The organism is Paenibacillus sp. 2003 (assembly GCF_031455635.1).
Classification (GTDB): Bacteria; Bacillota; Bacilli; order Paenibacillales; family Paenibacillaceae; genus Paenibacillus; species Paenibacillus amylolyticus_B.
Genome location: NZ_JAVDTB010000004.1, coordinates 155,259 through 174,791, shown reverse-complemented (window position 1 = coordinate 174,791; position 19,533 = coordinate 155,259). Strand labels below are relative to the sequence as shown.

General features: G+C 44.2%; 14 protein-coding genes. 5 read left to right on the top strand and 9 right to left on the bottom strand.

Going from position 1 to position 19,533, the window contains the following annotated elements:
• Positions 1–122: 122 nt before the first annotated feature.
• Both J2X75_RS18610 and J2X75_RS18605 read left to right on the top strand, forming a co-directional pair.
• Positions 123–3,224 (top strand): AAA domain-containing protein, encoded by a 3,102-nt coding sequence (locus J2X75_RS18610; protein WP_310338860.1) that lies wholly within the window; start codon positions 123–125, stop codon positions 3,222–3,224.
• Positions 3,225–3,470: 246 nt separating this feature from the next.
• Positions 3,471–4,718, top strand: coding sequence for a TerD family protein (locus J2X75_RS18605; RefSeq protein WP_310338857.1), 1,248 nt, complete (start codon positions 3,471–3,473; stop codon positions 4,716–4,718).
• A 145-nt stretch (positions 4,719–4,863) separates the two neighbouring features.
• Here J2X75_RS18605 and J2X75_RS18600 read toward each other — a convergent pair whose 3' ends face one another.
• The gene (locus J2X75_RS18600; RefSeq protein WP_310338854.1) at positions 4,864–6,276 is read right to left on the bottom strand and encodes a DKNYY domain-containing protein; all 1,413 of its coding nucleotides are present in this window, start codon (positions 6,274–6,276) and stop codon (positions 4,864–4,866) included.
• Between the two features lie 245 nt (positions 6,277–6,521).
• Here J2X75_RS18600 and J2X75_RS18595 point away from each other — a divergent pair, with 245 nt between their 5' ends.
• Complete coding sequence (locus J2X75_RS18595) at positions 6,522–8,390, top strand: AbfB domain-containing protein (RefSeq protein WP_310338852.1); 1,869 nt, start codon at positions 6,522–6,524, stop codon at positions 8,388–8,390.
• Between the two features lie 160 nt (positions 8,391–8,550).
• Positions 8,551–9,411, top strand: coding sequence for a GNAT family N-acetyltransferase (locus J2X75_RS18590; RefSeq protein WP_310338849.1), 861 nt, complete (start codon positions 8,551–8,553; stop codon positions 9,409–9,411).
• An 82-nt stretch (positions 9,412–9,493) separates the two neighbouring features.
• Here J2X75_RS18590 and J2X75_RS18585 read toward each other — a convergent pair whose 3' ends face one another.
• The 3 genes from J2X75_RS18585 to J2X75_RS18575 form a co-directional block, all read right to left on the bottom strand.
• Positions 9,494–10,042, bottom strand: coding sequence for a hypothetical protein (locus J2X75_RS18585; RefSeq protein WP_310338846.1), 549 nt, complete (start codon positions 10,040–10,042; stop codon positions 9,494–9,496).
• 184 nt (positions 10,043–10,226) lie between these two features.
• Entirely contained in the window at positions 10,227–10,496 is a 270-nt protein-coding gene (locus tag J2X75_RS18580) for a CD3324 family protein (RefSeq protein WP_307541128.1), read from the bottom strand.
• A gap of 262 nt (positions 10,497–10,758) precedes the next feature.
• Positions 10,759–11,667: a helix-turn-helix transcriptional regulator gene (locus J2X75_RS18575; RefSeq protein ID WP_310338843.1), complete on the bottom strand. Its 909-nt coding sequence runs from the start codon at positions 11,665–11,667 to the stop codon at positions 10,759–10,761.
• A 69-nt stretch (positions 11,668–11,736) separates the two neighbouring features.
• Between J2X75_RS18575 and J2X75_RS18570 the strand changes: the two genes are divergently transcribed.
• The gene (locus J2X75_RS18570; protein ID WP_310338840.1) at positions 11,737–12,303 is read left to right on the top strand and encodes a dihydrofolate reductase family protein; all 567 of its coding nucleotides are present in this window, start codon (positions 11,737–11,739) and stop codon (positions 12,301–12,303) included.
• Between the two features lie 118 nt (positions 12,304–12,421).
• Here J2X75_RS18570 and J2X75_RS18565 read toward each other — a convergent pair whose 3' ends face one another.
• The 5 genes from J2X75_RS18565 to J2X75_RS18545 all read right to left on the bottom strand — a co-directional run bounded on the left by J2X75_RS18565 (position 12,422) and on the right by J2X75_RS18545 (position 19,457).
• Complete coding sequence (locus tag J2X75_RS18565; RefSeq protein WP_310338838.1) at positions 12,422–13,546, bottom strand: SGNH/GDSL hydrolase family protein; 1,125 nt, start codon at positions 13,544–13,546, stop codon at positions 12,422–12,424.
• A gap of 64 nt (positions 13,547–13,610) precedes the next feature.
• Positions 13,611–13,979, bottom strand: a complete 369-nt coding sequence (locus J2X75_RS18560; RefSeq protein WP_310338835.1) for a DUF4180 domain-containing protein — start codon at positions 13,977–13,979, stop codon at positions 13,611–13,613.
• A gap of 67 nt (positions 13,980–14,046) precedes the next feature.
• The gene (locus J2X75_RS18555; RefSeq protein WP_310338832.1) at positions 14,047–14,940 is read right to left on the bottom strand and encodes a response regulator; all 894 of its coding nucleotides are present in this window, start codon (positions 14,938–14,940) and stop codon (positions 14,047–14,049) included.
• Positions 14,912–16,231: an ATP-binding protein gene (locus tag J2X75_RS18550; protein ID WP_310338830.1), complete on the bottom strand. Its 1,320-nt coding sequence runs from the start codon at positions 16,229–16,231 to the stop codon at positions 14,912–14,914. Before J2X75_RS18550 ends, J2X75_RS18555 begins: the two co-directional genes overlap by 29 nt.
• A 169-nt stretch (positions 16,232–16,400) precedes the next feature.
• Positions 16,401–19,457 (bottom strand): hybrid sensor histidine kinase/response regulator, encoded by a 3,057-nt coding sequence (locus J2X75_RS18545; protein ID WP_310338827.1) that lies wholly within the window; start codon positions 19,455–19,457, stop codon positions 16,401–16,403.
• Positions 19,458–19,533: the final 76 nt, after the last annotated feature.

The window sequence follows — 19,533 nt, the reverse complement described above, 5'->3', positions numbered from 1 at the left end:
AAGTACATGGTATTATTAGAAGAAGTCAAATCGTATATGAATGATTGGTACATTAGTGTAGTGAAGCTCTCTAGGGTTGAAGAGCTTTTCTTTTTGTCTTCAGATGATAATGGGGGGAGAACATGAATAAAAAGAAAGATATTTTAAATGCTTGGATTACGATAGAGCAGCTATCCGAAGGATCTATTAAGAAAGAAAAACCGCTAAAGCTCTTACATACCATGGAAGAAGACTGGAATACGTTTTTTACAGACTTTTTAATTAAACAAAAAAAACAACAAAATGTAGAAGATAAGATCTATAAAAATTCGGGTTTAGTATTATATTTTGATATTTTCGAATTTGAAGAGGTTGTTGAAATATTGAGGGAGAAGCACAAGATCGAAAAAACCCACGAAGAAGTTAGTAAATCTGACAAATTCACCTTCGCTATATATTTTGATAACCAATTAGAATTTATAGCAGACAAATTATTCTTTACCATGAGCGGTTATATCCGCCAACATGGTGATTTACCAGAAGATTTTTCGAAATTCGAAAACTCATTTAGAGAAGATTTGAACAGTAAATTTGAAGATGGATTTAACAGTGCCATTTCTGAACTTTTGCAAAAGTATAATGTTTCCACTAATAATTTTCGCTATGCATTTGTGAAAAACTTAGATAATGGAGAAGTGAATTTACATTCGTTTTTTATTGAAGATTTAAATAAAGCAAAGGTAATCACTACTAAAAATTTAGATCGTTATTTTAATGGCTTTTCGGGATTCAGGCAGAATTTAGATGGAAATAAAAAGTCACTTCATTTTAACTCACAAATTTTTGAGACAAACAGTTTACAACCTAAATATTACCCGTTAGGACGTTTTCCAAGTAACCCTGCTTTTGCACTCTCATTCATGCAACAGGTTGCGGTGAATCTAGCATTACACGATAAAAATGAGATTCGTAGTGTCAATGGTCCTCCAGGAACAGGGAAAACAACTCTGTTAAAAGATATTTTCGCTGATTTGGTGGTTCAACAGGCAGTGGAAATGGTGCAACTTTCTGATAAAACGATAAAAAGAAGTTTAGTTTATTGGCAAAGTGCTAAAATTGGTATTTTACCATCCTCCATTTCAGATAAAAATATTGTTGTTGCAAGTTCAAACAATGGGGCAGTCCAAAACATTGTTAAGGAGTTACCAAAGAAAGAAACAATTGCTGCCGATTTTCAAAAGCAATTGGATGAAGCAGATTATTTCAAAGATATATCTAATTCTAAACTAACCGGTGAAGGTTTCGGAAAAAATCGTGAGATTAAAAGGGAAACTTTAAACGAGGAGAATTGGGGCGTATTCTCGTTAGAGGGTGGCGCGTCAACAAATGTGAACAAGCTACTTTTAAGCATAGAAGCAATTGAGAAAGATCTAGAAGATAATTATCAATCCAGTACAGGTGAAGGTGTATATCAAGAATTCTCCCGTCTCTATAAGGAATTGAAAATTGAAAGAGAAAAAATGCAGGAATATAGCGAGAAAATACATTCACTTCAAAAATCAAAAACCAAGTATACCGAGCAAAATATTGATTTTGAACAAGAAGAAAAAAAGAAACGTACAAGTTTAATCACACAAGAAGCAGAAGCGACGCGTGAATTTGAAAGACTGAGACAAGAAAGTTTAAATCTTCAAGATGATATATCGAGTGCTTCTATTGAGATAGAAAACCTAATCGATCCACAAGCTCAAGCTAAAAGAAATTATGATGTAGTCACTTCACAAAAACCAAGCCCTTTGTGGTTTCATAAAATATTTAATCGACCCAAAGTTGAGCAGCACTTCAAAAATCTGAATGATGCGAATGATCATTTAAATGACCTATCTAAACAAAAAACGAAATGGTTGAATGAGCGCATCCTACTCGAAAATAGGTTAAAAGAAACTGCTACAAAAAGTGAGCATATTCAAAAACAAACCCAGGACACAAAAGCAGACTTCGAACGTTGGATGACTACTCAACATAACGCTTTAGAAAAATCGGCACAAGAAATTGCAGTACTGGAAAACCTCAAATCTCAAAGTGGCATTAAAGAACTAGATTTTTCACTATCCTATGATGAACTTCAAAAATCTAACCCATGGTTTACAATGCAATTTCGTAAATTACAATCAGAGTTGTTTATTTCAGCTTTAAAAGTTAGAAAGCAATTTCTGTATGAAAACAGAAAGAGTTTGAAGGCCGCGAGGATTATCTGGAGCAAACCGTCTGAGTACATTGGAAAAGAGAACGGACTTCAGTTAATTTCGGAATCATGGCAATGGTTAAATTTGGCTATCCCTGTTATCAGCACGACTTTTGCTAGTTTTGGGAGAATGTTTAAAAATCTTAATGAAAACTCAATAGGCAATTTATTCATAGACGAGGCTGGTCAAGCACTACCACAAGCTAGTGTTGGCGCAATCTATAGAAGCAAAAAGGTTATGGTGGTCGGCGATCCATCACAAATACAGCCAGTAATGTCGTTAGATTCAAATGTGCTGACCTTGATCGGAAGAATTTACAAAGTTGATGAAAAATTTGTCTCTGCTAATGCATCTACTCAAACCATTGTGGATGCCACAAGTCAGTATGGTTTTCAAAAAAATGAGGATGAATGGATTGGTATACCTCTTTGGGTGCACAGACGTTCGGACTATCCGATGTTTACGATTTCAAATAAAATATCGTATGACGATTTGATGGTACAAGGTAAATCAGAAGATGAGTCACAAGGTAAATCACGATGGTATGACTCAACGGGGAAAGCAAATGATAAATTTGTTAAAGAACAAGCTGATTTACTGAAAAGTCTAATTGATAAACGTTTGCAAGAAGACCCGAATTTAGCGGATGAAATTTATGTTATCACCCCATTTAGCAATGTGGCTAATAAACTTGTACAAGTATTAGATGGAATTAACTTCACAAAACGAGAAAATGGAAAAACAACGAACATTGGAACTGTTCATACTTTTCAAGGGAAAGAGGCCAAGATTGTCTACTTTGTTCTTGGGGCTGACTCTGATAGCAGTGGGGCGGCAAGATGGGCTGTCTCTGTTCCAAATATGATGAATGTTGCAGCTACACGAGCAAAAAAAGAATTTTATATTATTGGCGATAAGAAATTGTATGCCTCCCTCGGTAGTGAAGTAGCAAATAAAACGATTTCAATCATTGAAGACTATAACAATGTTGTGGTCTGAAATGATCCTAAGTTGTACCAAAAGTAACAGCATTTTTGTGGAACAGGGGTTACCTTGAGTTACTTTCTATGCAAATGTCTGTTACCGTAGATAATATAACTTCAAAGCGGGCAGAGATATTGGTGAATTTTCGGAAATGGAAGAAGTGCCTCACTCTGCCTAATAATTATTGAGTATGTATTGATTTAATGGCACTATTAAAGAGTCTATTTATATTAAGAACTGTTATAGAATGGAGTGGTTTAAATGAATCAGTTTCTTCAGATGGGAGCAAACACAACCCTGAGTGCTGCAAAAGGTAGCGTTATAATTAGCCATGAAATTTCTAATTTAATAGATATTTCTTTAACAGCATTCCTTTTAACGGATTCGGATAGGGTACAAGGTGATAGTGGAATTATATTTTATAATCAACCTACAACTTCATCAGGTGTAGCTACCCTCATGCCATCTGAGCTAGTAGGCAATACAAAAGTACATAAAATCAATTTTGATATGAGTAAAGTTCCTGAAGGTATTACCAAAATAGCTATAACCCTTACAGAGGATAACAGCACTGGATTTTCAAATGTAAAGAATTTAAAAGCAGAGATCGATAGCGGAAAGACGATTATTCAGTTAACCCCATCCAGTTTCACCAATGAAAATGGAATTGTCGTATTGGAATTATATTTAAGGAATGGTCAGACAAAAGCAAAAGCAATCTGGCGTGGATTTGATTCCGGGCTTGAAGGGTTATGTAAACTTTACGGTGTTGAGGTTGAAGCGGATGAGCAGAACAAACCCTCCGAACCCCAGACTACTCAAAATTCAATAACAACAGAACCTGATCCGACTGTAACAGTTCCTGAAAATAAGAATAGTAAACAAACCTTATCGTCGATAAACCTCGAAAAGGTAAAGGGAAATATCAATCTGGTTAAAGGGCAGAAATCCGTTATCATTGATAAAACACCGGAAATTACAGCGACTGTATCTTGGCAGACTGGGACAGATTATGATATATACGCTTTAGTCTACACAAAGAATGGTGAGCAGATCGATGTAGCAATGTTTGGAGCGGCAGGAACCCCACCCCTCAAAAGTTATGGTAAAGGGATAGTTGAACATATGGGTGATGTTGGAAGAAGTAGCCAATCAACGAAGACAGAAGTTATTAAATTAAGGTTAAACGATGATATTCTTGCAGTTGTACCTGTGGTTTATTCAGCTCAGTCCAATGGATCAGGCTCATTCTACAGATACAAGGTGTCCATGAGTATAGATAATCTGAATGGAACCTCCGTTACGATATCCGCTAAGAATGCAAATAATAACGATCGGATTTATACCTGCGTGCCCGGAATTCTTCATAATACACCAGATGGAGTAATTATTAGCCCACTGGAGCTTTACAGTAAACCGGATTCAGAGTTTAGACCTAAGCTCAAGATGGGATCTTCAAAGATGGTAGAAGTTGAAATGGATAAAGGCCCCCTAAATAATTATAAATAGTTTATCTGGAGATACAGATTAGTAACAGTAGACTCACCCTAAAATGAAGACAGCCGCAGTTTATGACTTGAAGTAAAGTCTTAGACCGCGGCTGTTTTAGGTACTGAAAGCCAGTCTTTTTGAACAAGCAATCTTACTGTCCGACTTACCTCTTCTTTTTCCGCACTGTACCGCCTTCCACCGTATACCGAAATAACGCATCCTCCGCACCACCGATATCATCCGTAACCATAAACGTCGCTGCATCTCCCGACTTATAAACCCCACCCGTCACAAAGCTGAACACCACACGGTCATCTTTGCCCCAATATTGATTCAGCATGACAAGTGAGCTGCTGCTCACGCCCTTAACCGTGCGGTTACCATTGGCATTATATAGACCATTCTGATCCATAGCCCAGCTCTGGGGATTGGCATCGAATAGATGTGTAAAGGTGGCACGATCGATATGTTTATTCGGTTTTCCCCATAGATACACACGATCGGCATCCACCGCCCAACTGCCGGAAGGCGTTATTAACTCAAACGTTGTTGCGTCTGCCCCCTTGATCATCTGAAGCACATCGTCCGGTTGACCGAAAGGCTGACTTGTCCGAACAACCTCGGCACGGTACACATGTTGCTGATCTTTGGAAAGGCCAAGATGCTCCGTTCCGGCATAAGTTTCAAACTGCTGAGCGTCAGCTTCTTCCACATGGTAACCATTGTAATACACATGTTTGCCATCACGACCAAAGGGTCCACCTAGTGACTGGAACGTATCCGGGTCCGCTCCTTTTACAGTACGCCACTGAAAATAAACACGTTCCCGGTCCCGTGCAAACTGCTCATCCAACGGTTCAAAGGTAGACCTGTCTGCTCCACGAATAAGGTTGAATACCGCTTTTGCTTCTCGATGAGCCGTACCGCCCCATTCGGTTTTATAAAAAATAGACAACTCTGTCTCATACCAATTCCCTGTGATCTGCGTAGCGCCCTCTGCACTGCGGGCATAATGCACATGCCACCAGCCATGTACGTCGGGATGATGTTCTTGCAGCCATGCCCTCACCTCATCCTTTTCCCCATTCGCATAACGAAGAGAGCTGGATAGATGGAACAGATGGTCCTTGTCGGTGCAATAGTCGTGATGAGCAATCACAGAGTTCGTATCGATTTCCTCAAATAGATGAAAATGCGTGCTGCTCTTCACATATAAATATCGTTGGTCCTGAGCAAAGTAGGGCGTATCCGGCAACAGCCGGAAGCTGTTCGGATCGGAGTTAGGCACGGCCTGATCTTCCAGATAGACGTACTGAGAGTCGCAGCAGTAATCTTCATCGATCACACAAAAAGCTTCCGTATCCTGGCTGAACAAACTCGCCTTGTTCTTGTGAGCATTGAACCACCATATTCCCTGATGATCACGCAGATAGGCGAAGGTCAACCATCCCTTTTGATAAGTAGAGATGACTTCAAAATCCTGAGCAGTAATGCCTCCCTTAATCGGAGTGTTCGTTCCATCCTCGTCATTATGCAATATCACCTGAAGGTCTTCATCTACAATAAACTTGTCCATGACGGTTCACCCTCCAACCCTGTTGTGAAATCAGTCTCTCCTCATTTTAGCGCGTGTACCTGATCCTCTCTACATCATCGTACTTGATATTTAGCAACATTTCCTCCGCTCTCACCGCTCAATCCCGAAGAGATGAAGGTTTGTTCAGTAATGGATGGATTGTTCACTTGAAAAAGAGTCTAGCCCAACTACAATATAAATGAAAGCGCTACATTATATCTGATATCTTTCGGGAGGTGTATGTAATGGGTAACAGGAAAGCCGTCTGGTTTCTGGTCTTTGCACTCACGTTCACCCTGTTTGGACTTCATCCTGAACGAACAAGCGCAGCAAGTGTCACAATAACCAATGGCACCGATTGGCTCGACACCGCAGGCAACCCCATCCATGCGAACAGCGGCAACATTCTGCAGGTAGGCTCGACGTATTATCTGTACGGTGAACATGCAGTGGGCGGCAGATTCGACAGTGTGAACGTCTACACCTCCACTGATCTGAAGAACTGGACTTTCAGCAATGCCATCCTGACGAAAGATTCCGCAACCGAGCTGGCCTCCAGCAAAATTGAACGTCCCAAAGTCATCTATAACGCCTCCACCAATCAGTATGTGCTCTGGGCACACTATGAGAACGGTACGGACTACAACCTCGGGCGTGTAGCGGTCGCAACAAGCAATACCCCGAATGGCAAATTCACCTATGAGGGCAGCTTCCGCCCAATGAATTATGAATCCCGTGATATGACCGTCTTTGTTGATACAGATGGCACAGGTTATCTGGTTACTGCTTCACGTAAAAATGGCGGTGCCAATGATACGATGGCTATTTTTAAAATGAATGCAAGTTACACCGGAGTACAATCCTTCGAGGGTTGGCTGTTCGAGAATGCTTATCGTGAAGCGCCTGCTGTTGTGAAAAAAGGAAACCGTTACTACCTCTTCACCTCCCAAGCCGCTGGCTGGTATCCGAATCAGGGTGCTTATGCTACAGCCACTTCCATGACGGGTCCATGGACTGCGCTTACGCCATATGGCAATCCATCTGCCTTTGGTTCACAGATTCATGATATTGCCACGATTATAGGCAGCAACACCACATCCTACATCTACATGGGGGATCGCTGGAATCCGATGAACCTCGGAGAGCACAAACATATCTGGCTGCCGCTAACCTTGAATGATTCGAACGGAACAGCATCACTGGAGTGGTATACAACGTGGAATATCGATGCAGCAACAGGAGTGGTAACACCTCCTGCTCTCGTCAATCACGCACAAGGCAAAACAGCTACCGCCAGCTCCACAGCCTCCGGCTCGTCTGCATCCAGTGTCAATGATGGCAACTACCAGACTTCATGGGTCGCTTCCTCCAATAGCTGGCCTGCTTGGTGGCAGGTGGACTTTGGCGCACCAAAGACGATTACCGAGATCGACACCTCCTGGTTTATGTATAAAGGTTCCGAAGGATACTACAAATACAAAATCGAGATTAGCAACGATGGTGTCAATTACTCTACCTTGGACCGCACCAACAATCTTACCTATGGTTTCACCACGGATGCTGTGCATTTCACAGCTCGTTATGTGCGGATTAATATGGTGAACGCCGTCTTGTGGAATAATCCGGGGAACTGGTATACCCCAACTCTGCACGAGGTCAAAATGTTGGGCCCTTCAACACCGGAAGCCACAGGTTACAGCCGGTTCAGTTCACACAACGTTCCGGATCGATACATCCGTCATGCCAATTACATCGCTCGCGTGGATGCCAACGTCTCTCCTGCCCAGGACTCACAATTCCGCGTCGTACCGGGTCTTGCCAGCTCCACGGGAATATCACTGGAGTCCATTAACTTCCCAGGCTACTTCCTGAAGCGTAATGCCAGCAATAAAATTGTACTTGAAGCTTATGCCAACACCGCCGCCTACAAGGGAGATGCTACGTTTCTGAGCAGTCCTGGTTGGGCCGACAGCACCAAAGTATCCCTTCAATCGTATAGTCAGCCCGGCTATTACATCCGGCATTATGATTATGTGTTACAGTTGGACGCCATTAATTCATCCAGTAGCTCAACGACGAAGAGTGATGCCACATTTGAGCGGACTAATTTCTAATTAGGTGTCATCTGCATAATAGAATGTGTTTTAGTCATCGGGAAGTGATTTGGAGGAGATAATGATGATGATCAAAATTACAACTGGACCAACTCTCGAAGGATAGCGCCTGCGGGTCCAATAACTGCGTGTTTCCTTCAAAAATGAAGGTGTGAAAGCTATGTCAACTTATCAAGTCGTTCCTATGATCTATGATTCCAAGGAACAGATTGATGCTATTATTTTGCTCGAACAACAATGTAAACAACTGGATTCCGTCCATCTAAAGGCAGACCTTGACCATATCAGCAAAAAAGACGGAGACCATGCACTCCTCTGTTATCGCCACAGTGATTTGGTAGGACTGCTCAGTTGGTATCCATCCGACGGCGTAACCGGGAATATTAATGCCATCGTACACCCAGATTTTCGTCGCCAAGGTGTGTTCGGCAGCCTACTGAAAAGAGCCATCCTGGATATGAAACCACGGGGGATCAACCAACTCAGTTATCGCGTTCCTCAGGGCTTATCTCCGGGCCTTCTCACTGCCCAATCCCTTGGAGCCATTTATGATCGTGCGGAGTACTCGATGCAACTTGTGAATGAGGTCCTTTCGGTTGTGGAGCCGCCTGAACTAACGTTGTCCGTGGCAGAAACCGAGGATGTGGAGTTTATGGTCACTTGCTCCTCCCAAGCCTTTGGAGATTCGGAGGACTGGACACGCGAGTACTTTATGCAAACAAATGAACCCAGCCGAGTCACCTATATTGCATGGCAGAATCAAATGCCTGTTGGGCTGGTACGGGTCAACTCCATTAATGCAACAACCGCATTTATTCATAACTTCTGTATCTTGCCTGCTTATCAGGGACAGAAACTGGGGCGCACTGCGCTTAGCATCCTGGTTGATCTCCTAAGGAAACAAAGTTACACAGATATTCGCCTATCCGTTGTTACCGAGAACAAACGCGCTTTGAATCTGTACCGCAGTGTTGGTTTTGAAGTGAATTCCGAGTATCACTATTTCAACGGTAGTTTATAAAGGGCAATGGAGAGAGAGATCGTTTTCCGCAAAGGGAGACGGTCTCTCTCTTTATATTAGATACAGATCCGTACTTAATTTTTCAGAGTTGATTTGAGAATTGAAAGATCAATTTATAACCATCGAACGTTTGCCCGTACATTTCCCGATAGCTACCTTTGGTATAATTAGCCACTGTTTTTCTCCAGAAAGATTGGCCGATCTTATTTTTCTCCGATGGATTGGTGAACAACTCCCAGTTTCCTCTAAACATTCGGAAGATCACCGATGCTGCATGTTCAGCAACACCTAGACCTCGAAACGGCTGCATCAGAAAGAAATCATGTACAAAGAAATCCGTGCCTTGTGAGCAATATGGCGGAGTAACCACAAATGCAAAACCTGCCGGTAGGCCATCCACAATCATGAGGAACGGATAAAGACACTCCGGTTTTTCCCACCATATGTTCTGTACATCATACTGATCCTGTAACGTTTTATAATCAGGACTTGGTTCGAAAATGCCATGTTCATTAGGGGCATGCTCTCCACCCAGACCATAATGTCCAGATAGATCATGAAGGTATAGCGGGTACATATTTTTAATCACATACGCCTCGTCCTTATTCGTTAATTTCACTTCTATATTCATATTCACCAACCTCACCAGATGATTTGAAAACTTATTTCAAGAACTCTCATCGCATATCCTTGTACCGTCAAATCAATTGTAAGCGTAGTTAACAACCTCGAATATGTAAAAAACCTTTAATAACCATTCTTTATTCTTACAGGAAAAAGCCACATTCGATTGCTCGAACATGGCTTTTATAGTTTCATCCTTTTTTGCAATATACAATTTTCTTGATGCTATCCATGGATAAACAGTATTGATCTGCAAGCTGATCGATGGTTGTTCCTACAGCAAAAAGCCTGCGGATCTCATCGTTCCGCTCCCGGACAATCCTTCTGCCACCCGAGTCCTCGCCCCACTTCTTGTGGGCATCCTTGGGCCTCGGAATATAGATCAAACCCCCAGGGATATGACGCTGTATTTCTTTGAGCAATTCTTCCGGGAAGATTGTATCCGCATTAATATATTTCACGTTGCTCCACTCCTTAAAAGTTAAAATCTTTAAGGCAGCAGAGTCGTACGATGAACGCATTGGATATGCACTACAATGGTATGGCGGAAAAGAATTTCAAGCTCTATACAAACAACCGCCGTTGTTCATCGCATGGACTCTGCATAGAGCGGATCGTGAAACTTCTTATGAATCGAATCATGGTAGCCCCCCATTCAGTAATCAAGATCAGGTTACTTTAGATGGTACTCCTATATCTTCCATGCCAGAACCTTATATCCTTCTACTCGTCGATATATTGGCTAACACTCCGTTCCAGCAACTCTCTAACCTGCCGCTTTAACTCAGGTGGTGAGATCACCTTCACTTCTGGACCATAGGAAAGTAATTTTCGCGCTGTAAAAGAAAACTCCTCGGGCGGAACCAGTCCGCGCCATTTGTTGCCTTGAACCGACTTGAACAACACATCGGACGCGGCAATCCTCGCTCCAAATTCCGTGAATTGCAGCACCACTTCTACGCTTGCTCTGTCTTCTTTGGCATCTAGCCACGCCTTCAGGCTCGGGACAGATGCATCCACCGATTCCATAACAGCCAATTGCTGCATGCGATCCACCCGATACAACAATACGCGATCCTTATTCCGGGCTGGCATGTACCAATTTCCCTGCTCATAGTAGATACCATAGGGGAAGACTTGGACTTTTTTGCGACCACTGCGGGCATGATACATAAATTCGATTTCTCTCTTTTCTACCGCTGCACCCAATATCTCGGTTGTTAAAGGCTCGGAATGCTCACCAGGATGCTGGACAAAGGTAATATGCTCTCTCATTCGCATAATCAGATCCTGTACATCTTCGGGCAAAGTAGAGAAATACTGTTCAGCCAGATGTTCACGCATTGATCCATATGGAAAATCCGGTACTTGCTGTAGATATTCCAGCATCATAAACAGCCCTAATGCCTCCTGCTGTGTCAGTTGAAGAGGTGGCAAAATCCGATTGGGCAACACCCGGTATCCTCCGTTCACGCCAACTTCTGTATACAAAGGAAAACCTAGTGCCTGCAATGCATCCAGATCTCGCTGGATCGTACGAACCGAAACGTCGAACCGTTCTGCCAGTTCCCGGGCAGTGAACTTCTGTCTGGAATCCATCAGGCGCATGATGGCCAGTTTCCGGTGATTCATGAATTCAACATCCTAACTACGTCAACTTTTGTCATAGTTAAAGTGTATCATACATTTTAGAAGGGAGCGATGAATATGTCTGATAACAAAACAATTTTGTACATTGCTATGAGTTTGGATGGATATATCGCAAGACTGGACGGTTCGGTCGATTGGTTATTTGATGTGGAGGGTGATGGTGGAGACAACGGGTATGCTGCATTTTATGAAACGATCGGTAGCGTTGTTATGGGACGTTATACGTATGAAGAGGTGCTCACACTGTCTGAGGAATTCCCCTATGCGGATCGGCCAACATATGTGCTTTCTCGCTCGGAACAGCCGCCCGCTCCACATGTACAGTTTACAACCGAGACAGTAGATACGCTCATTCCCCGGTTAAAGCAAACTTCTGATGGAGACGTGTGGATTGTGGGTGGCGGAATACTGGTTGAAGCTGTGTTAGCAAAAAAATTGCTGGATGAGATTGAAGTTGCCATCATTCCCAAAATTCTTGGCGAAGGCATTCCCTTATTCCCGACAGGCACTGTGCCAAGCCAATTCAAAATGATCCGAACCCAGACGCTGGGACAGATCATTTCGATTCGTTATGAGGTACAGAACAGCGGCACAACGGACACACCCTCGAATGTCTAGATAAGCAGAAAAGGAAAAAGACCATTCTTATGATGAAGGGACCTCATAAAGTTAGACACAATCTAACCATTGGGGTACATTTCATGAAAGAGTGGTCTTTCCATTACCATATTTCGAGCTATCCAATCATTCCTCGTACATATTCCGCTAACACCTCTGCCGTCCTACGGTGAGATAACTCGCCAGGATGGGTGCGCGCCCCTACCGTCTCTTCGGTTGTATCAGGAAGCTGGATGATTGAGACCTTGCGGTCCCCTGTCCCCTTCGTATACGCATCAACCGCACGGTAGATGGCAGGCATCATGGGAAAACCAAGCATGCCATATGCCCATACGAGATGTGCCGCCGGATTGTTTTTCCGAAGTTTGAACAGGAACTGTCCCACCGCTTTCTCAAAAGCAGCCAGATCCTCCTCATGATACGTACCATCTTCGTTCAGCCGCTGCTTGTACAACTTACCAGTTTCGGGGTCTTTCCACTCAGGTGACTGAAATGCGCCCCCATCATTGCTGCCCAAGTTCACGACCACCACATCCGGCTGCCACGAACCAAAATTATGCTGATCTCCTGCACCGAGCGCTTCGTTACGCTCACCAGTAAGCAAGCCACAGACCTGTTCGTAATACTCGGGGATGTTCCCTTTTGGATTGTTATCCCAACTTGTCAGCACACCCCAGCCACTTTGCGAGATGACCCGATACTCCGCATTCAGCGCTTCTGCTGTCATGAATGTATAATTATGTATGGCGCTGAACCACATCGGAATCCAATCTTCCTCCGCTTTCGCTCCAATCGCACCTTCGCCAGATGTAATACTGTCACCAATGAACTCGATCTTGTACGGTTTTTCCTGCACAGGCAGGAACGCTCCATCGGATTTCACCGCATGAATCTGCAAGGCACAACCCGGGTCACCACTCATCGCTTGAACATCTTTTACGATCCGTACATTCTTCACCACATTCGCGCTCATTCCTCGGAATATACAGACCCAGTACCTTCCCGCCGTTAACATCTGTCTGCTCACCGAAACACCATTGATCAGGATGCTGATCCATGACTCATACATGTCATACTGTGACTCTACCTCAACCCATAGTTCGGAGCCCCGTACATTGAGTTCAACTGCACTCCCCGTCCAAAATAACGTCAACGGCGATCGCTCTTCAGTTGTTCTGCCATGCACTTTAAGATTTCCGATCTCAGGCAGAGCATATATCTTTAAATTCTCATTAGATATCACGGTGCAAACCTCCTACGTTTGGCTCATATTATAAGCAGGCTCTCTACATGCCTCGGATGTACGCTTAACTGATATTATGCAACTTTTGAAGCGCTTCCTCTTTGTTTTTCAAAAAGAAAACATGCTTGCCATTGTTGCACTCATAGATGAAATCTCTCAGGCTTTTGCTGTTATGTCCTTCGAAATCTCCCACAATAGCAAGCTTAACATGATAGTTCACGTATTTCTGCAAAATCTCGCCTGCAAGCTTGGTTTTCAGTTCGAAGAACTCTTCCGTGATGTTCGATTTGTCGATAATGAGTTTATCAGCATCATCGGTATACCTTACCGAAGCCATCAAATCCAGTGCATCTTGAGCATTGTTGATGACGATGCCATTACTTTCAATTATGGCGACCTTAGAATTGCCTTGTTGATCAATAGTTATGTTCATTTCACTTTCTCCTCCTCTGAAATTCGGCTTTGGGTTAAGAGATAACATATCTCAGCTATTCAGTTGTTCAATTATTCATCTTTTCAATTGTCTCCATGTAGAACACATGCAGGAACTTTTTGATATTAACCTTGCCTTTGTCTCCTGCCTGATCTTCTTCCATGGCTCTCATCTTCATTCGAACATCCTGGAAGTCAAAGTAGAGCGGGGCATAATGTTCAAACTTGTGGTTGCTGTAGTCGGTGAGTCCAATCGAGGCCATGTTCGTCAGTGCTGCAATGACCGTTCTGCGAATGCGTTGTTCCATCGCCTTGCTCTCTTTCTCCACGTCCTTCGGCGTAGACTTGTAAGTCTGGGCCACCGCTTCATATGACTCCTTCAGAGGTGGCCACTCCGCGACCTGCTTCTGGTCAATCGCATGCTCCATGAGCGCAATGATATCCTTGCTACCACTTTCTCCGATGATCCCCAGATCCATTAAAATGCTTCGTGCCGCATCTCGCACCGTACGACCTTGGACAGGGGTCGGTGCTTCCACCAGATTCAATCGGGCCATCGACTGCTTGATCTCCAGCACGTAACGTTCATACTTCAATTGTTCATTCACTTTGCTGAGTACATGATTCACTTCCACCCGATTAATCGGTTTATGAATAAAGAATTCAATTCCATTCTGGTAGGCAGCCCCTACCATCTCCTTGTTCTCCACCTGAGAGATCATGATGAATTTCCCGGTATAACCGTTGCGCTTCAGTTTCGCTACTGTCTCAATTCCGTCCTGATCCGGCATCAGCAGATCAATCAGCACCACATCAGGACGCAGATCCATGATCATCCGCGCTCCTTCTATGCCGCCCTCAGCCATGCCTGCAAGCTCGCCGATTCCACAGGATTCAATGATATCATGCAGCATGCTCCGGCTCACCACATCATCATCCACGATCATGATAGAAAGTGTCATCGACATCGGCCCCCTTGATTAAATTCATTTTGGGAATAGCTATAGCAAATGTTGTCCCTGTCTCTCCTGGAGGCGCCGACTCCACCTTAATTTGTCCCGCCAACGACTGGACGATATCACGCACATGGGACAGGCCAATGCCCGTCGCGGCAATGCCAACTTCATTGAACTTGGTTGTATAGCCCGGTTCGAAGATAACATCCCGTTTGGCTTCAGGTACGCCTTTACCAGAATCCATCACGACAAAATGCACGTCACCTTCCTGTTCATACACACGAATTCGGACCGCCCCGTCATGCTCAATCGCTTCTACCGCATTGGCAATCAGGTTATTCATTACCGTTAGAAGAGGAATGTAATACGGAGACTCACAATCATACTGTTGCTCAATATCGATCTCGACCTGCTTATGCAGCATTTCGCTATATTTTCGATTTGCTTTGCTGGCAAAGTTTAGTACTTCAGACAGGCTCATGTTAACCGCTTTTTCGTTATCATACAGCTTCAGCAGACCCGCGAGAATACGTTGTGAATCCTTCTTCACTTCATGAATCTGCTGAGCAATGCCCAGGGTGCGCTGACTGTATTGATTCATGTCCTGCTCCCGGAGATCGCGATATAGATCATAGCTATCTGCCGTAATGCCTTCGATCGTATTCATCGCTTTCTTCAGATAAAAGACCTCGCTATACAGACCTGAGTTCACACTCAGCATCTGCTCCATCCGCTTCTCCTGCTCTGCATGTAAAAGCCGCATCTGCCTCACCGCAATGCTGTTATATAGCCCAATCACAAAGTAACTTCGCAGACCACCTACCACAAGCAGATACAACCATTCCTTCATATAAAAGATATTGGTCCCGCTTAACATTCCACGAAAAAGAAGCTCCACAAGATTAGAGGAGAAATCGATACATGTGATTAACCCGCCGAGCAGAAGAGGCTGTATCTCATGGAATCGATGCTTGAATTTGCTAAGCCCATAGGCAAAGACCACATAATACACGCCTGCCCCCAGATTGTCCCGCATGCTTTCCAGTATGGACACGGTCTGTACATGATTGATGAGATCTGCCGACTGAAACAGCAAATTCGCGATGCCTGTCAGGATTCCTGTCTTCACATAAGACAAGTGTGGCATGATCATCAGCAGAAATAAAAGGATGCTGACCCCCAGCCCGATTCGGAAGTAATCTTCCCGGAACGGATTTATCTTGAATTGCGCCCCTACCGCTGTGGCAAAGGCAATGGCCGTCATCTGTACATTTTCATTTTTGACCCAATTGCGCATCGATCTCTTTCACCCACCATAACAACGTTTAGCGCCTACTGCCGGAACCCGCGCTTCTAATGTTAAACATACTAACATATGAAAGATGCATTAGAAATAATTAAAAATAGGGACTGGATGCGCAAGCAAAACAAAAAGGCCGGAAGTCTTCACTTCTGCGGCCTTTTCCTTATATCTTATCCGGAATATCAAATGATACCATCGTGCCCTCACCTGGCTCACTTACGATCGACAATCCCCGACCATACCGTTGCAGCAATCTGCGGTTTGTATTCACAATGCCTATTCCGCCTTTTCCACCTGGCGTAGCATGTAGCAGTTCTGCAACCTTCTCCGGTTCCATACCTTTGCCATTATCCTTCACCTCAATACGGGTATAACCCTCATGACGAGTGATGGATAGGCATAACGTACCGCCTACATTGCGGCTTAATAGACCGTGTCTGACAGCATTTTCGATTAAAGGCTGGATCGATAGCGGCGGGAGAAGCAACGGAAGGTCCGGTTCGACGTTTAATACCACCGACAATCGGTCTTCAAATCTTGTTTTTTCAATAAAAAGATAAGCTTCAACGAGTTCCAGCTCGTATGATAATTTCACCAGTTCTCCTGTATTGAGATAGTTGAAGCTGATCCGTAAATAGGACGAAAAGGCTTCACCAAGTTTCCGCATATGCTCTGTATCAATATCGCTTAAAACCATAAGTGAATTCAGCGTATTAAACAGGAAGTGAGGCTGAATCTGAGCCTGTAAATAAGCGGCCTCCATGCGCAGGCGCTCTTGGATAGACTGATTTAGCATGGTCAATGCACGTATCCGATATTTCAGTTCCACCGCATCTACAGGCTTCGTGACATAATCATTGGCCCCCGATGTAAACCCCGTGTAGATATCTGGCGGCTGACTTCGTGCCGTCAACAGCAGCACAGGAAGCTCAGACATCGAGAATTGCTCCCGCACCTTCTGGGTTAACTCATATCCGGACATATGGGGCATCATCACATCTGTAATGAGCAGATCCCACTGACGTGTGCCGAGCAATTCCATCGCTTCCTGACCCGAACCTGCTGTAGTTATATCGTATGGTTCCGTCGAAAGAATGCTGACCAAAACATCCAGATTCACCGGATCATCATCCACAGCCAGAATGGTAGCTCTCCCCTCTTTTAGCAAAGGAGCAATCTCCGCTGTCGCCGAGGACTCTACGCCGCTCATACCAGGGTGGGGTAACAGGAATCCGCCAGGTGCATCTTCCATCATCTCCATCGCCTGTTCCCAGATTAGAGGTAGCTGTGACTGAGCCTGATCGGCGGCTTCATCCGCGAGTGGCAGATCGAAGCTGAATACCGAGCCCTTTCCGAGTTCCGAGCGAACCGTAAGTGCCCCGCCGTGCAGTTCTACGAGCTCTTTGCAGATGTTCAGTCCAAGCCCGATGCCTTGTCCATCGCTTATTCCATACGACCCTTGTTCATACGGAAGGAAAATGCGCATCCGTGTGTCCTCATCCATGCCAATGCCTGTATCCGTCACATGAATCAGAGCATGTCCTTCATAAATTTCGGCACTTACGGTTATCGTTCCTTCCTCTGTATGTTTAAGCGCGTTATGCAGCAGATTATACAAAATCTGAACGAGCCTTTCTTCATCAGCCATGACCAGTGGGAACGATTCCGGAATCTCCATATGAAGGTGGACTGGTTTTCGTTCTGCCATGAATTGCAGCATGGCGATAATGCCAGGCACAACCGACTGTATGGAAAGAGGACTCTGACGCAACACAATGCGGTGCTCCTTCAGTCGGACTACATCCAGTAGATCACCAAGGAGATGCGACATCCGTCGACCGATCGTAACCAGCAACTCCATATCCTCCAGGCTCCGTTCATCCAACCGGTTTTTCTCTCGGGTGACCACGTTATAGGCGATGTTAATGATCCCGTGCAGCGGAGTCCGCAGTTCGTGGGATGTATTCGCTAAGAACTGATCTTTAATTTTGTCACCCTTCTGCAGTTCTGTATTCAGCTTCATATTCTCTTTGGCATTCCTGAAGTATTTCTTGAACCAATACGAGGAAAAGCCGGTAATGGCAAAGATGATGTCAATAGGATAATAGACTGTTGTCACATCTCTGGCTGTCTCGGCCACACTCCATAACAGGTTGGATGTAATGCCTCCTGCAGTAAGCAGCAGAAAAACAATATCCCGGTCCGCCTGTTTCCTGAAGATCATCGTTCCGACGATATATAGAAACCAGATCAGGGATACAAGAAAGAATAGGTTAATGACATTGTAATGGATCATGGCATATGTAATATGAGTGGGCACTACCACAATCACGGCTGTATAGATCAAGGTAATAATAACATGCCACTGTAGCCATGCCTTTCGTACATGAACCATCGTTAATCTCTGGAATAACAGCAGGATACAAGCATTTTGCAGCAACAATGAGATCAATCGAATTTTAATGCCCCAGGTATAATTGATCGGAAGCCATAACATCAAAATATTATCATGACCCATCGTAACCGTGATGCCAACAGTTAAAGTTAATACGGCTCCAACCAGCAAGGAACGTTCCTGTCGATTAAATGCGTAAAGAATACAGGCATACATGCCGTGGAGGAGCAGAACCAAGAAGGTGAGCATCTGAAAACCAATGGAATACCAACGCGAAAAATCAACAGCTGCCTGTGAACCAAAGCGAACAGGTTTGCTAATTCCACCCATATACGGGCTGTCGTAATTGGCTACACGGACCAATAGTTCAATGGAGGTTGTTCCTTCCTGATCATAGGTCGCTGTATATGAAGTGCTTCTGGGTATATATGTACTGCTATCTACGGAGACCTCACCCATACCCCCGTCGTTGTATCCATTCAGCTCGATCTCGGAGGAACTTCGAATCCCCTTGAACCAAAAGGTAACAGGAGTCTGAAGTGGATCTGTCAAAATGCGCAATCGATAAGTTCCGTATCCGAATGAATTCTCTTGTTCCTGACTCTGTGCACTCCCCCAGTCCCCTGGGACCTGAACACTCTTGGCGCCGCCATTCCTCTTCACAATATCTTGTTGGGTCAGCAACTCATCCGGGTAAAGTTCCCATTCCCCATTCAAGTACATGACTGGAGATTGATCCAGATCCACATCTCTCAAATCAAGCACCCCGTTAACGGCGCGATGCTCATCTACTGTGTTGAATAACTCTGACCATACCGAGCGCATGCCAAGTAACACTCCAAAAATGATTAGCATGATGATTAAATATTTGTAACGGTCCCTACGTTTTGTTTGAAGTAAT